Genomic DNA, 13,793 nt, shown 5'->3' on the forward strand with positions numbered 1-13,793 from the left:
CCGACAGACAGCCCTCGAAGGAAGAAGCAATCCATGTGCCGAGCTGTGACCTGTAAGACCTGCGGCAAGACCACCTGGGCCGGCTGCGGCCAGCACATCGCCGAGGTCAAGCGCACCGTGCCGGCGGGCCAGTGGTGCCCCGGACACGACAAGGAGAAGGAGAAGGCACCCGCGACGGGCGGGTTCTTCGCCCGCCTGTTCGGACGATGACAGGCGCCACGCGCCACGACTCGCCCTCTCAGAATCCTCAGGAGTTCTGGGAGGGCCGCTACCGGGACGCCGAGCGCGTGTGGTCGGGCCGCCCGAACCCTAGCCTGGTCCACGCTGTGCAGCACTTGGCTCCGGGGAAAGCGCTGGATTTGGGGTGCGGGGAGGGCGCCGACGCGATCTGGCTCGCCACCCAGGGCTGGATCGTCACCGGCGTGGACATCTCCGCCACCGCGACCGCGCGCGCACGCCGCGAGGCTCAGCGTCAACAGGCCAGCGCGGCCACCCGGTTCGTCACCGCCGACCTGGCACGGTGGGAGCCGGACGACGGCCCCTACGATCTGGTGACCGCCAGCTTCCTGCACTCGCCTGTCCCGCTCCCGCGCATCGCGATCCTGCAACGCGCAGCCACCGCGGTGCGCGCCGGCGGTCACCTCGTGGTCCTCTCCCACGCCGCACCCCCACCCTGGGTCGACGCCGCGGATCATCCCGCGCACAGCTTTCCCAGCCCGGCACGACAGTTCGTGGAGCTGAACCTCAACGAGCACGACTGGCTCGTCTTGAGCATCCAGACGCACACCCGACACGCCACCGCACCCTCCGGCGAGGCCGCCGAGCTGACCGACGGGGTGCTTCTCCTCCAGCGCCGGTGACCGGCTCGTCCCGGCGCGGCGGACCCGCTGTGGGGCGGCTTAGCCGCGGGACATCGCGGTCTGGACGGTGGCTTCGACGTGCAGCGTGGTCGAGTCCAGCAGCGGCAGTCCCGGCACGTCGTCGGGGCCGACCAAGAGGATGATCTCGGTGCATCCGAGCACGATCGCCTCGGCCCCGGCCGCGTGGAGGTCTGTCATGACCCGGATGTAGGTCTCCCGAGACTCTGGCCGGAACACGTGTCTGGTCAGCTCGTCGAAGATGATCTGATCGACCGTGGCCCGGTCGACGGGCTCCGGGGTCAGCACAGTGAAGCCCGCTCGCTCGAGTCTTCCCCGGTAGAAGTCCTGTTCCATCGTCGGCGCGGTGCCGAGCAGTCCCAGCCGGGTCACCCCGAGGTCGGTCGCTGCGGTCGCGACCACATCGGCGATGTGCAGGAACGGGACGGTGATCGCCGCCTCGATGACGGGCGCGACCCGGTGCATGGTGTTGCTCCCGCAGGCGATGAAGTCCGCTCCCGCCCGCTGCAGGCCCCGGGCTTTGCCTGCCAGATACTGTCCGGCCTCATCCCAGGCTTCGGCGCGCACGCATCGTTCGATGACGCCGAAGTTCACGCTGGACAGCACCAGCTCGGCTCGCTCATGCCCGCCACGCAGCTCGTTCACGCGGTCGTTGATCCGGCGGTAGTAGTCCACCGTCGCGACGCTGCTCATCCCGTGCAGCAACCCGATGGTCCTCATCGGCGCTCCATCTGCCACCTTCTGGTCCGGTCAGATGCGGATGTAGGCGGCGCCGGCCAGTTGCGCGTGGACGATCGCGGTGACCGCGGAGGGGACGGTGCCGACCTCGGGTCGCAGCTCGCCGGGGTCGATGCCGCGCCGTCCGAGCCCGACGCTGCACGCGGCCACCTCGGTGTGCTCGGGCACCTGGACGGCATCGGTGCCGGTCAGGCCGGCCAGTGCCGGGCCGTTGACGACGACCCGCACCCGCACTCCCAGGCCGGCGGCGTGGAGTCCGGCGGCGGCGTCCAGCGCCCGTTGCACGTCGGCGGGGTCGTCGGCCACGTGCAGGATCACCTCACGAGGGTTCTCATCCATGGGCTTGGTTGTTCTCTCTTGTTCTGGCGGGGTCAGGTGGCGCAGCCGGTGAGGGCGGCCGAGACGTAGGGCAGGTGGACGGCGGCGGCAAGGGCGGCCATGCCGACCAGATATGCGGCGATCGCGACGGCGGGCAGGGCGCCTGCCAGCCCGGCGCTGGGGTGGACGAGGTGGCGGATGCGTTCGGGACCGGCGGCGTGGAGGGCGACCGGGCAGGAGTGCTGCGGCATGGCGGGGTGGGTGCGTTCGCCGAGCTTGACCAGGGCGCTGACCAGCGCCGGGGTTCCTGCGTGACGGCGGGCCTGGTCGTCCGCGGCGATCTCCAGGTAGTGCGGCAGCGCGTCGGCGGCAGCGCGGATCAGCGGCACCCACCGCAGGTAGGCGGCGATGCTGTCCACCAGCGCGGTGATGAGGTGGTGGCGTTGGTGCAGGTGGGCGTGCTCGTGGGCCAGCACGGCGGCCAGCTCGCCCGGCTCCAGCGCGCGCACCGCGCCGGTGGAGAGCACGATCCCGCCGTGACGGGCGGGGAAGGTGAGCGCGAACGGGTGCTCGGCGTCGACCAGTGCCACCTCGTGTCCATGCAGGAGCTGCCGCCGCGCGCCGTGCAGCAGCGTGCGGGCGGCGTGCCGGGAGCGGGAGCTACGCCGGGACATCTGGCGGGCAAGCCCTGCTCCCAGGGCAAGGGCCAGCGCCACCGGCAGGGCGAGCAGCAGCACCGCGGGCACCAGGGTGTCGGTGGTGTCGGCGGCGAACGGGTTCGCGGCGCTCAGGCACCGTTGGCAGACCTCGGCCGCGCGTTCGGGCAGCAGCGCGGGGCCGGCTCCGGCCCAGGCCAGCACGGGGCCGATCGCCAGCAGCGTGACCAGCCAGACCCCGATGCCGCCGGCGACGACCACGATCGCCAGGCGCGGGACCCGCACCAGAGCGGGGGCCGCGTGCCGCAGCAGAGCCGGCCCGAACACCGCCAACGCGATCAGTCCGGCCGAAAGCGCCACCGTGAGCATGCCCACGGTCATGGCATGTCTCCCCGGTCGCGGCGTTCCAGGTAGTCGCGCAGCAGGTCCAGGTCGTTCTCGGGCATCGAGTCCACGAACTGCAGGATCGAGGCGGCCCGGTCGCGGCTGGCCTCCAGCACTTGCTCCATCAGCCCCGCGGCGTGCTCGTGCCTGCTGATCTTGGCGCCGTACCGGGTGGACCGGTTCTGCCTCGTGATGGTCACCAGGCGCTTGCGATCCAGGTTGGTGAGCACGGTCGCGATGGTGGTGTAGGCGGGGTCGGAGGGCAGGTGCTCGATCACTTCGCGGACGGTGGCCGGGCCGTGGTCCCACAGCACGTCCATCACCTGCGCCTCCAGCGCCCCCAGGCGCAGCAGGTCGCCCGAGCCCCCATCGGCGGCCTTCATCGCACAGCCGCCACCGGCTCGGGGCGGACCGGGCACGCGACCTGCCCGCGCAGTCGCCACACCAGTGCGACGCCGGTCAGGATCAGCGCGCCGAGCGCGAGGAACGGCTGCACGGGAGTGAACCAGGTGATCGCTCCCGAGTACCCCAGCGCCAGCAGCGCCAGCTTGTTGCACACCGGGCACCCCACCGCGAACCACGCCAGGATGCCGCCGGCCATCCCCATCCGACTGCTGCGCCGCGCCTGCACCTCATCGGCCGCGTCGGTGGCGGTGCTGCCGTCCTCGCTGACCACGTTCGCCTGCTGCTTGTCCGCGGCGGCGCGGTACGGGCGGACATAGGTGGCGACCAGCATGCCCGACAGCACCGAGGTGACCAGCCACACCGGATAGTTCCACCACACCGGCGGGATGTCTCGACCGAACACCGGGTTGGGGATCAGCACCGTCGCCACCCCGATCACCACCGCGACGACCGCCGAGGCGGCGATCGCGACCAGCACCTGCCGGCCCGTCCACCCTCGAAGCGCCTGGACCGCCAACCGGAAGCTTTCACCGATGCCCTGGCGGGATCGAGTCGTGGGAGAGGTCATGGAACCCATTCTGACATGACTCGACTACCACGCATAGTCGACTATCTGAGATAGTAGAGATCGGTGCCCGCGACAGTGACAGGAGAATCCCTATGCCCACCGAGACCACGAACCGCCCGAAACCGTCGAACCGTTCGAGGTCGTCATGGGTCGTGCCGGTCGCCGTGTTGACCCTGGCTGCTGTCCTGATCGCCGTGATCGTGGCGGTGAACTGGGGTGGCACGACGGCCGAGGAAGGGGGCTCGCCGTCGGATAACGGCGCGCCGACGGAGGTGCAGAACCCCGAGCAACCGGACCTGTCTGCGGCCGAGACCAGGGACGAGGCGGACCTGCTCGCTGCCGGGCCCGTGGATGCGCCGGTAGTGCTCGTGGTGTTCTCGGACTATCAGTGCCCGTTCTGCGCCAGGTGGAGCGAGCAGACGCTGCCATCGATGATGGAGCACGTCGACGCCGGTGACCTGCGGATCGAGTGGCGCGACATCAACGTGTTCGGTCCCGCGTCCGAGCGCGCAGCGCGGGCCTCGTACGCCGCCGCCCTCCAGGGGGCGCTCTGGGAGTACCACGACGCCCTGTTCGAGGACGGGGAGCGCAGGTCCGAGAGCGAACTGAGCGAGGAAGCCCTGATCGCCTTGGCCGGCGAACTCGGTTTGGACACCGAGCAGTTCACCGCCGACCTGGGCTCGGAGGAGACGGCGCAGGTGATCGCCGCCAACCAGCAGTTCGGATTCGACCTCGGCGCCACCTCCACCCCGATCTTCATCCTGGGCGGACAGCCGATCGTCGGGGCGCAGCCCACCGAGATCTTCGAGGACGCGTTCCAGACCGCGCTCGACGCGGCGGAGTGACCCCGCGTGGACATCGGACTGCTCGCCGCGTTCGCCGGCGGCACGCTCGCGCTGCTGAGCCCGTGCGCGGCGCTGCTGATGCCGGCGTTCTTCGCCTCCACGATCGGCACCGGCCCCCGACTGCTGCTGCACGGAGCCGTGTTCTACGTCGGCCTGCTGACCGTCCTGGTCCCCGTGGGAGTCGGAGCCGGCGCCCTGGGGACGCTGTTCGTGACCCACCGGCAGGCGATCGTGCTCGTCGCCTCGCTGGTCCTGGTCGTCCTCGGCGCGGCACAGGCGCTCGGGTTCGGGTTCGACCCTGCCCGGCTGCTACCGGCCGGGGCCGACCTGCACGCGCAAGCGGCGTCCAAGACCGGACTGGTCAAGACGGTGCTGCTGGGCGCTGCCAGCGGCATCGCGGGATTCTGCGCCGGCCCGATCCTGGGCGCCGTGCTCACCCTGGCCGCCGCCCGCGGCGACACCCTCGCCGCCGGCGTCATGCTCGCCGTGTACGGCGCGGGAATGGTGCTGCCGCTACTGCTGATCGCCGCGCTCTGGCAGCGCCTCGGCGCCCGCGGACGCCGGTTCCTGCGCGGGCGAGCGTTCACCGTGCTGGGCCGGGAGCTGCACACCACCTCGGTGGTCACCGGGCTGCTCATCATGGGCGTCGGGGTGCTGTTCTGGACCACCAACGGCCTGGTCGGGGCTCCCGAACTGGTTCCGATCGACGCCCAGGCCTGGCTCCAGGAGAACACCGCGATCCTGGCGAACCCGATCCTGGACATCCTCGCCGTCGTCCTCATCGCCGGGATCGTGCTCGTGCTCTGGGCCAGACGCCGCCGCACCCGCGCTCGCGCTGACGCCCAGGCGGGCGAGCACCGCACGGAACAGTCATGACGCCGCGCCGGCGACGCTCCAGCCTTGCCCTCGCCGCCGTGGCCGCGCTGCTGGTGACCGGCTGCGGGGCATCCGAGCCCGAACCCGTCCGAGACCCCTACCCGGTCGATGGGTCGCTACCCGTGGTGGACACCTCGGGCATGCGGCTGCCGACGCCATTCGAGGAGCTGGAGGTCGTGGACCCCGGGTGGGACATCACTCCGCAGTACGCGGACGGGGTGTATCTGGCCGCCGGCGAACACGACGGCGTGCTGGAGTTCACCGCCGTGGACGTCCACGGCGACGTGCTGTGGGCCGCGCAACGTCCAGCGAGCTGCACCGGGTTCGTCGTGACCACCGACGCGCACGGCCGAACCCTCGCGATCCTGGGCGACCTCCAGACCACGGCCGACGCCCTGGCCGCCACGACTGCCACCGCCTACGACCTGACGACCGGAGAACAGGTCTGGGGCCCGGTCGAGGTTCCCGGCCCCTACCAAGGCCCCGGCCTGGTCTTCGCCGCACCTCCCGAAGGCTTCATGGGCGAGACCGGCCCACGCGTCGCGCTCGACCCCACCACCGGAGACGTCGCGGCCGACGAGTCGAGCCCCGAACGCATCCGCATCATCGGCGAGTACCACGGCATCGTGCTGCTCACCCACGAGGACGCTCTGATCGCGCGCGACACGGCCGACGATCACGAGCTCTGGCGCGTCCCCCTCGCCGAGCACGGCTGGACAGCGGCGTCCATCAGCGCGTCCCTGCGCCCTGCACCGGGAGACGGGCTCGCGCTCATCGCCACCTCCGAGACCACCGGCGCACTCCTCGACCTGGATCAGGGCAGCATCGTGAGCAGCACCGCACGCGACGCCGCCGTAGACCCCACCACCGGGACCCTCGTCACCCTGGACGACACCGGCCTGCACGGCTACGACACCGACGACCGACCGCTGTGGTCCCTGCCTGTTGCCGCCGAGACCACCATCGCGGCGATCGGCGGCGTCTTCCTCTACCTGCGAGAGGACGGAGCGATCCGGGTCCACAACGTCCTCACCGGCGATGTCGCCCAAGCCTACGAACCCGACGGCCAAGGACCGATCATCGTGCCCACCCACATCACCATCAACGGCGCTGCACTCCTCCTCCAGGAACGACGGCACCTGGTGGCGACGATCGCTGAGTCCCCTCTGAACGAGTCCTCCCCGACCTCCAGCCCCGCCGGTATGGGGGCGCTCGGGTCGCACTCTCGACTTGAAATACCCCAGGGGGTATGAGACGGTAAAAAGACCCCCAGGGGTATCAATGCCATCGACGGAAGGATGAACAGTGCTCCTCGAACGCATCTACGACGAGGACCTGGCGCAGGCCGGGTACTTCATCGGCTGCCAGGCCAAGGGCGAGGCGGTGGTGATCGACGCGCGCCGCGACATCGCGGACTACCTGGCGCTCGCGGCCAAGCACGGCATGCGGATCGTCGCAGTGACCGAGACCCACATCCACGCTGACTACCTGTCCGGGACCCGCGAGCTGGCTGCGGCGGTCGGCGCCGAGGTCTACGTCTCCGGCGAGGGCGGCGCGGACTGGCAGTACGGGTTCGACGCCCGGCGTCTGTACGACCGCGACACGATCACGATCGGCAACATCACGATCCAGGCCCGGCACACGCCTGGTCACACCCCTGAGCACCTGGTGTTCCTGGTCACCGACGGCGCCTTCGCCAGCGAGCCCGGCTACCTCATCTCCGGCGACTTCGTGTTCGCCGGGGACCTGGGCCGCCCCGACCTGCTGGACGAGGCCGCGGGCGGGGTCGACACCCGCTTCGAGGGCGCGCGGCAACTGTTCACCAGCTTGCGTGAGGTGTTCCTGACCTTGCCCGATCACGTCCAGGTCCACCCGGGGCACGGCTCCGGCAGTGCGTGCGGCAAGGCGCTCGGAGCGCTGCCCTCGACCACGGTCGGCTACGAACGCGCGAACGCCTGGTGGTCGCGTCACCTGGCTGCCGACGACGAGCAGGGGTTCATCGAGGAGCTGCTCGACGGGCAGCCCGACGCGCACGCCTACTTCGCGAGGATGAAGAAGCAGAACCGCGAGGGTCCCGCTGTGCTGGGCGAGCGCGGCCCGGTGCCAGAGCTGGCCGTAGCGGAGGTGGCGCGGCGGCTGGAGGCCGACGAGATCACCTTCGTCGACACCCGCCCGCCGGCGCAGGCCCATCAGGGCACCGTTGCCGGCTCGCTCAACATCCCCGATGGCCCCAAGACCGCCACCTACGCCGCCTGGGCCTACGATCCCGAGACCGACTCGCGTCCGCTGGTTCTGCTGGCCGACGACCAGACCGCCGCCCAGGCGATCGCGGATCGGCTGCTGCGGGTCGGCATCGACCAGACCGCCGGCTACGTCACCACCATCGACGGGCTTCCCCTGTTCGTCCCGCCCCTCATCGAGCCGGCCGAGCTGGCAGGTTTCGATGCCGCGCTGCTGCTGGACGTGCGCCAGCGCAGCGAGTACGCCGCCGGGCACATCCCCGGCGCCACACAGCTCAGCGCCGCGCGCGTGCTCTGGCACCAAGACGAGCTGCCGCGCTCCGGCACGATCGTGACCTACTGCCAGTCCGGGATGCGGAACACCGTCGCCGCCAGCGCCCTACGACGCGCCGGGCACGACGTCGTAGAACTCGACGGCAGCTACAACGCCTGGCGCGCATGGCAGGAGGCCACCAGCGAGACCGCACTGGCCTGATGCACAGCGGACCGCTCGCATCCTCCGACGGGCGGTCGGCCCCAGCCCCTTCCGTTCGCATCTCCGCTGCCCGCGGCCAGACCTGACGAGGAACCACCCCATGACCAATCCCTCCGCCGAACTCCGAACGATCACCGCCGAGGAACTCGCCCAGTGGCGTCAGCTCCACGACGACCTCACGATCATCGACGTGCGGTCACCGGCCGAGTTCGAGACCCTCCATATCCACGGCTCGTACAACGTCCCGCTGCCGCTGCTGACCGAACACGCCTCGGAGCTGGCAGAGCGGCTCGGGCACCGCGCGGTGCTGGTGTGCCAGTCCGGCAACCGCGCCGCCCAGGCCCAGCAGCATCTCGCTGCCGCCGGCGTGCGGACGGCCAACGTGCTCACCGGCGGCGTGCCCGCCTTCGAAGCCGCTGGCGGCCAGGTGGTCCGCGGCGCAGCTCGCTGGGACATCGAGCGCCAGGTGCGGTTCACGGCCGGGCTGATCGTCCTGGTGAGCCTGCTCGTGGCCGAGTTCCTCTGGCCGGAGTCCCGGTTCATCGCGTTCGCGCTCAGCGCCGGGCTCGTCGTCGCGGCGCTCACCGGCTCCTGCCTGATGGGCCGCATCCTCTCCCGCATGCCCTGGAACAAGGTCACGGCCAGCCCCACCGCACGGAGCGCGATCGCATCCATCCCGGTCGCGACCCGGGAACTGTGATGCCCTTGCGTGCTCCGACGTTCCGACGGCGTTCAACTGCAACGACCCCGCATCTTGGACCGGCATCGGCACGGTCGGCGTCACGACCCGCAGCACCAACCACGATGCCCGGTGAGCACGAGTGAGCGGCACCCTGATCCTCACCCTCGTGCTCGCCGTCGGTGTCGGGCTCGCGCTAGGGACGCTCGGCGGTGGCGGGTCGATCCTGACCGTCCCGCTGCTCACCTACATCGCAGGCATGCCCCCGAAAGAGGCCATCGCGGCCTCGCTTCTGATCGTCGGCGTGACCTCGCTGTCCAGCCTCGTCGTGCACGCCCGGCACCGTCGAGTCCGATGGCGCACCGGGCTCATCTTCGGAGCCGCTGGCATGGTGGGCGCCTTCGCCGGAGGACTCATCGGAGGCCAGCTCCCCGGTGCCGTGCTGATGGTGGCCTTCGCGATCATGATGATCGCCACCGCGATCGCGATGGTCACCAGAAAGCCCAGGCGCGACACCGACCAACCCACCGCCGATGCGGGGACCGGCCGCGCCCACTCGCTGCCGATGCTGCGGACCATGCTCGAAGGCATCGTCGTCGGCCTCATCACCGGGATCGTCGGCGCCGGCGGCGGCTTCCTCATCGTCCCCGCCCTCGTGCTGCTGGGCGGCCTCAGCATGCCGGTGGCCGTGGGCACCTCACTGCTGGTGATCGCGATGAAGTCCTTCGCCGGACTCGCCGGCTACCTGACCACGGTGACCCTCGACTGGCCCCTCGTGGCCGCGGTCACCGCGATGGCCGTGCTCGGAGCGCTCCTCGGTGCGCGCCTGTCAGGACGCATACCAGCCGACGCCCTCCAGAAGGTCTTCGGCATCTTCGTCCTGCTCACCGGAACGCTCGTGCTCCTCATCGAGCTGCCGCCGGCCTGGGCGATCGCCACCGGAGGCCTCGGACTCATCACGGTGGTCCTCGTCCTCGTCTGCCGGCTGACCGCTCTCAACTGTCCCTTCGGCCTAGGGTGTGTCTCGTAAATAGTTGAGCCAGGCAATCACACCATTGAGCACAACCGAGGCCCGGTACACGATCGCGAGTTTGTCGTACCGGGTGGCGAGCCCACGCCATTGCTTCAACCGGCAGTAGCCTCGTTCGATCGCGTTCCGGTCCCGGTACTTCTCAGCATCGAACCTCGGCGGGCGGCCACCTCGCGAACCGCGCCGCTTCCGGTTGGCCTGCTGGTCGCGAGGTTCGGGGATCACTGCCTCGATACCACGGTCTCTGAGGTGGGTCCGGTTCGCCCGCGATGAGTACGCCTTGTCACCCAACAGGGCGTCGGGCCTGTTGCGACGCCCGACACGAAGCTGTTCCATGAGCGGGATCAGCATCGGCGAGTCTCCGTCCTGACCGGCCGTGCAGATCGTCACGAGCGGCAGGCCCTGCCCGTCAACGAGTTGATGCGTCTTCGTTGATAACCCGCCCCGGGAACGACCGATCGCATGATCAAGCGGCTCGATCAGCAGATTCTTGTAATTCGATGAATCCCTTTTTTACCCGAGCCACATTCGTTGCGTGCTGGTGCGCGCGAGCGATCGTGGAATCCACCGACACCGACCAGTCGATCAGGCCTGCACGATCGGCGTGCTCGTGCAGGCGAGCCTGCACGAGATCCCAGCTGCCCTCGCGAGCCATCCGGGCATGCCACCGCCAGACGGTCTGCCACGGCCCGAACACTTCGGGGAGATCACGCCACGCGATCCCGCACCGATACCGGTAGATGATGCCCTCGACCATTGTGCGCGCATCAGCGAACGGGCGGCCCTGCCTGCCCGTCGGGCCGGGCAGCAGATCAGCGATCATCCCCCATTGATTATCCGAGAGGAGCTGGAAACGTGACATGCCTCCACACTCCCAGTTCCCACAAGAATCTTTACGAGACACGCCCTAGCCCGACCGACCCCGGGCTGATCCGCTTCACCTCACAACACACCGTCGCCGACCAGACTCCGGAGCCCCACCCTCATGACAACCATCGACCTCACCGAAGACGCATTCTCAGCCGCCATCACCGACCATCCCATCGTGCTGGTCGACTTCTGGGCCGCCTGGTGCGGACCATGCCGCAGCTTCGCCCCCGTCTTCGAGGCCGCGTCCGCCGAGCATCCCAACATCCTGTTCGCCAAGGTCGACACCGAGGCCCAGGCATCCCTGGCCGCCGCCGCACAGATCACCTCCATCCCCACGCTGATGGGCTTCAAAGACGGCGTCCTGGTCTACTCCCAGCCCGGAGCACTCCCAGCCAAAGCGCTACACGAACTGATCGGCAAAATCCGCGACCTAGACATGGACCACGTACGCGCGCAAATACAGGAGTCCGACCCTCGCTAGAACAGGGAGCAGCACCATTTCCGGGCTCAGAGTCGAGACATCTGCCGCCACGCGCACGCGGGCGTCCGAGCCTGCGCCCTTGCCGCTGTGGGCCGCGATGCCAGTTGCCGGCGTGGCCGGGCTCGCGATGGATGCGGCGTTCCCCTCACTCGGGTGGTGGCCGCTGGCGTTCGTCTCGGTGACGTTGTCCCTGGTCACTCTCATCGGGCGACGGTCCTGGGCGGCGCTGCTGGTCGGGACAGTCTTCGGCGCAGCGTTCTGGTTTCCTCACGTGTCCTGGTCGGCGCAGTTTCTCGGGGAGCATCCGCTGAGCTGGGTCCCGTGGGTGGCCCTAGCTGGCGCGCTGACGATCTACACGGCTGTGCTGACGGTGCCGATCGCCCTCGCCTACCGATGGCTGCCGCGCCGGCGCAACACCTCCGCGATTCGGCTGCTGGCGCTGCCGCTGCTGGTAGCGGGAGCCTGGACGATCCGCGAACTCATCATGGGCTCCTGGCCCTACGGCGGATTCCCGTGGGGACGGGTGGCGATGAGCCAATCGGAAAGCCCGATCGCGCCGATCGCGTCATGGGTCGGCGTCTCCGGCCCGGGCTTCCTGATGGTCGCCGTGTGCGCCGCCGCGATCGAAGCACTCCGTTGGATCGTGCGCGCGCAACCGGCACGCGGTAACGCCACCGAGCGCCCAAGAACACCTCTAGCTTCGTGGGCGGCGCCGATCCCTGCGCTCGGTCTCGCAGCGGTGATGGTCCTGGTGCCGCAGTTCCCGACCAGTCACGCAGGCACCATCCGGGTGGGCGCTGTGCAGGGCAACGGCCCCGCCGCGTACGTCGATGAGCACGAACCGGGCGCGGTCCTGGAATCGCAGCTCGCCGCTTCCGCCCCTCTCGAAGACGAACAGGTCGACGTCGTGCTGTGGCCCGAGGGCGGCGTCGACAGTGATCCCCTCGCCGACGAGGCCACCGCTCACGCGCTCGACGATGCAGCCGCCCGATACGATGCGCCGATCCTGCTCAATGCCGCCGCGGCAGACGGCCACCTCGTCTACAACACTTCCTTCCTCTGGACCTCGAACGGGCCGATGGCCACCCACGCCAAACGCCATCCCGTCCCCTTCGGCGAGTACGTGCCCGACCGGTGGCTCTACGGCGCGCTCGTGCCCAGCCTGGTAGACCTCCTTGAACGCGAGTACGCCGCCGGCGTCGACACGCCCGCCATCGAGGTCGACGGCGTAGAGGTGGGACTGGCGATCTGCTTCGACGTGGCATTCGATGATGTCATTCACGAAGCCGCGAACAGCGGTGCCCAGGTGCTCATGTTCCAGACGAACAACGCCGACTTCCGCGGCACCGATGAGAACCTGCAACAGCTTGCGCTCGCGCGCATGCGCGCCATCGAGACCGGCCGCAGCGTGGTCAACCTCTCCACCACCGGCACTAGCCAGGTACTCGCCCCGAACGGCGCCACGCTGGCCGCACTACCCGCGGACGAACCCGGACTCATGATCGCCGAACTTGAGCTCCGGGACGGGCTCACCGCCGCCGTCATGTTGGCGCAGTCGATCAACACGCTGATCGTCTCAGGCACTCTCGCCGGCTTTCTCGTCCTCGCCTTCCTCCTCCTGCGAGACCGTGCATCCTCGCGACACCATCGGGTGCTGGACTCCAGCCAACGAAGCAGCATCGGCCTGCACGAGTGCGCCGACGCGCATCGCCGAGAGCGCTTGTAGCGGAAGAACGCCGTTGCCGAGCGCAGCGATCTGCTGATTAGCCGTGAGTTGATGGATCGGATCAGTGATCCAACCACTGGGGAGACCCATCAACCACTCCACGAACTCGGGCGACGGCCGCGGTCCACTAGTCCTGTCTAGCAGCGCTGGCGCGATTCGTCCTGTCACATGCTCCCATCGGGCGATGGCGCGGGCGTAGCGTCCCCAGCGGCGAAGATGTCCTCGATCAGGAACCACAGCATCTCGGGTTCGCTGCTCTTGCTCTGCAAGCCAGTCGGCCCGTTTAGCGCGAGGTCGATGATCTGATGCGAGAGCGCGATCGTCCCCCGCCTCGCCCTCACCTGTTCCAGTGACTCGCCGCCACGAGTCGAGTCCGTGGCGAGCGGCGTCCTGAACAGTGCCCCGGCTGCGGGCGAGGATGAAGACGCGAAGCCTGGGATGAGGAGCGCCGACAAGGGACGCTGGTAGGCCGATCCATTGCGTGTCATACCGCAGGTCGGCCAGATCGCCGAGTACGGCGCTTATGCGAACTTCCGCATAAGCGCCGTTATGCGGAGCGGGTGATTATGCCGACCGGATCGCTAGAGGTCTGGGCTCTCGGCGTGAGCAGCGACTCCGGTCGGC

At 69.4% G+C, this 13,793-nt stretch carries 17 protein-coding genes; 10 read left to right on the forward strand and 7 right to left on the reverse strand.

The genetic code is table 11. The annotated features are described in order from the left end of the window. Positions 1–45 precede the first annotated feature (45 nt). Positions 46–210 carry a hypothetical protein gene (locus AAHA49_RS16245; RefSeq protein WP_169737488.1) on the forward strand — a complete coding sequence of 55 codons (165 nt, stop codon included), beginning with the start codon at positions 46–48 and terminating at the stop codon, positions 208–210. After that, complete coding sequence (locus AAHA49_RS16250; RefSeq protein WP_026529652.1) at positions 207–860, forward strand: class I SAM-dependent methyltransferase; 654 nt, start codon at positions 207–209, stop codon at positions 858–860. The genes AAHA49_RS16245 and AAHA49_RS16250 overlap by 4 nt, the downstream gene beginning before the upstream one ends. Before the next feature lie 39 nt (positions 861–899). Here the strand turns inward: AAHA49_RS16250 and AAHA49_RS16255 are convergent, their stop codons facing one another. From AAHA49_RS16255 to AAHA49_RS16275, 5 genes are read right to left on the reverse strand one after another with little or no spacing between them, the layout of a single operon-like run. Further along, the gene (locus tag AAHA49_RS16255; RefSeq protein ID WP_026529651.1) at positions 900–1,598 is read right to left on the reverse strand and encodes an aspartate/glutamate racemase family protein; all 699 of its coding nucleotides are present in this window, start codon (positions 1,596–1,598) and stop codon (positions 900–902) included. Positions 1,599–1,628: 30 nt separating this feature from the next. Then, positions 1,629–1,955: a hypothetical protein gene (locus AAHA49_RS16260; RefSeq protein ID WP_035744497.1), complete on the reverse strand. Its 327-nt coding sequence runs from the start codon at positions 1,953–1,955 to the stop codon at positions 1,629–1,631. A 32-nt stretch (positions 1,956–1,987) separates the two neighbouring features. Then, positions 1,988–2,971: a M56 family metallopeptidase gene (locus tag AAHA49_RS16265; RefSeq protein ID WP_026529650.1), complete on the reverse strand. Its 984-nt coding sequence runs from the start codon at positions 2,969–2,971 to the stop codon at positions 1,988–1,990. Next, on the reverse strand, positions 2,968–3,357 hold the full coding sequence (locus tag AAHA49_RS16270) for a BlaI/MecI/CopY family transcriptional regulator (protein ID WP_035744493.1): 390 nt from the start codon (positions 3,355–3,357) through the stop codon (positions 2,968–2,970). Before AAHA49_RS16270 ends, AAHA49_RS16265 begins: the two co-directional genes overlap by 4 nt. Beyond that, entirely contained in the window at positions 3,354–3,947 is a 594-nt protein-coding gene (locus AAHA49_RS16275; RefSeq protein ID WP_051619753.1) for a hypothetical protein, read from the reverse strand. The genes AAHA49_RS16270 and AAHA49_RS16275 overlap by 4 nt, the downstream gene beginning before the upstream one ends. 92 nt (positions 3,948–4,039) lie before the next feature. Here AAHA49_RS16275 and AAHA49_RS16280 point away from each other — a divergent pair, with 92 nt between their 5' ends. From AAHA49_RS16280 to AAHA49_RS16305, 6 genes are all read left to right on the forward strand, one after another. Further along, positions 4,040–4,792 carry a DsbA family protein gene (locus AAHA49_RS16280; protein ID WP_051619736.1) on the forward strand — a complete coding sequence of 251 codons (753 nt, stop codon included), beginning with the start codon at positions 4,040–4,042 and terminating at the stop codon, positions 4,790–4,792. A 6-nt stretch (positions 4,793–4,798) separates the two neighbouring features. After that, entirely contained in the window at positions 4,799–5,668 is an 870-nt protein-coding gene (locus tag AAHA49_RS16285) for a cytochrome c biogenesis CcdA family protein (protein ID WP_137826895.1), read from the forward strand. Next, positions 5,665–6,921, forward strand: a complete 1,257-nt coding sequence (locus AAHA49_RS16290; protein ID WP_051619735.1) for a PQQ-binding-like beta-propeller repeat protein — start codon at positions 5,665–5,667, stop codon at positions 6,919–6,921. The genes AAHA49_RS16285 and AAHA49_RS16290 overlap by 4 nt, the downstream gene beginning before the upstream one ends. Positions 6,922–6,973: 52 nt before the next feature. Then, positions 6,974–8,383, forward strand: a complete 1,410-nt coding sequence (locus AAHA49_RS16295) for an MBL fold metallo-hydrolase (RefSeq protein WP_026529645.1) — start codon at positions 6,974–6,976, stop codon at positions 8,381–8,383. Between the two features lie 100 nt (positions 8,384–8,483). Further along, positions 8,484–9,083 carry a rhodanese-like domain-containing protein gene (locus AAHA49_RS16300; RefSeq protein WP_026529644.1) on the forward strand — a complete coding sequence of 200 codons (600 nt, stop codon included), beginning with the start codon at positions 8,484–8,486 and terminating at the stop codon, positions 9,081–9,083. A gap of 121 nt (positions 9,084–9,204) precedes the next feature. Then, entirely contained in the window at positions 9,205–10,092 is an 888-nt protein-coding gene (locus AAHA49_RS16305) for a sulfite exporter TauE/SafE family protein (RefSeq protein WP_137826896.1), read from the forward strand. On the opposite strand, the gene AAHA49_RS16310 is transcribed toward AAHA49_RS16305, so the two are convergent. Continuing rightward, positions 10,075–10,954, reverse strand: a protein-coding gene (locus tag AAHA49_RS16310) for an IS5 family transposase (protein ID WP_137826897.1) whose coding sequence is annotated in 2 segments (ribosomal slippage) — positions 10,075–10,596 and positions 10,598–10,954 — 879 coding nt in all. Because the reading frame shifts where the segments join, the coding sequence is not laid out codon by codon here. The genes AAHA49_RS16305 and AAHA49_RS16310 overlap by 18 nt on opposite strands. A 123-nt stretch (positions 10,955–11,077) precedes the next feature. Here AAHA49_RS16310 and trxA point away from each other — a divergent pair. Together trxA and lnt are read left to right on the forward strand one after the other, a co-directional pair. Beyond that, the gene (trxA, locus tag AAHA49_RS16315; RefSeq protein ID WP_026529640.1) at positions 11,078–11,443 is read left to right on the forward strand and encodes a thioredoxin; all 366 of its coding nucleotides are present in this window, start codon (positions 11,078–11,080) and stop codon (positions 11,441–11,443) included. 79 nt (positions 11,444–11,522) lie between these two features. Next, positions 11,523–13,169, forward strand: coding sequence for an apolipoprotein N-acyltransferase (lnt, locus tag AAHA49_RS16320; protein ID WP_240470766.1), 1,647 nt, complete (start codon positions 11,523–11,525; stop codon positions 13,167–13,169). Positions 13,170–13,333: 164 nt separating this feature from the next. Here lnt and AAHA49_RS16325 read toward each other — a convergent pair whose 3' ends face one another. Beyond that, positions 13,334–13,624, reverse strand: a complete 291-nt coding sequence (locus AAHA49_RS16325; protein ID WP_137826725.1) for a hypothetical protein — start codon at positions 13,622–13,624, stop codon at positions 13,334–13,336. Between the last annotated feature and the right edge of the window lie 169 nt (positions 13,625–13,793).

The sequence above is a fragment of the Brevibacterium ammoniilyticum genome, from assembly GCF_038429965.1.
Lineage (GTDB): Bacteria > Actinomycetota > Actinomycetes > Actinomycetales > Brevibacteriaceae > Brevibacterium > Brevibacterium ammoniilyticum.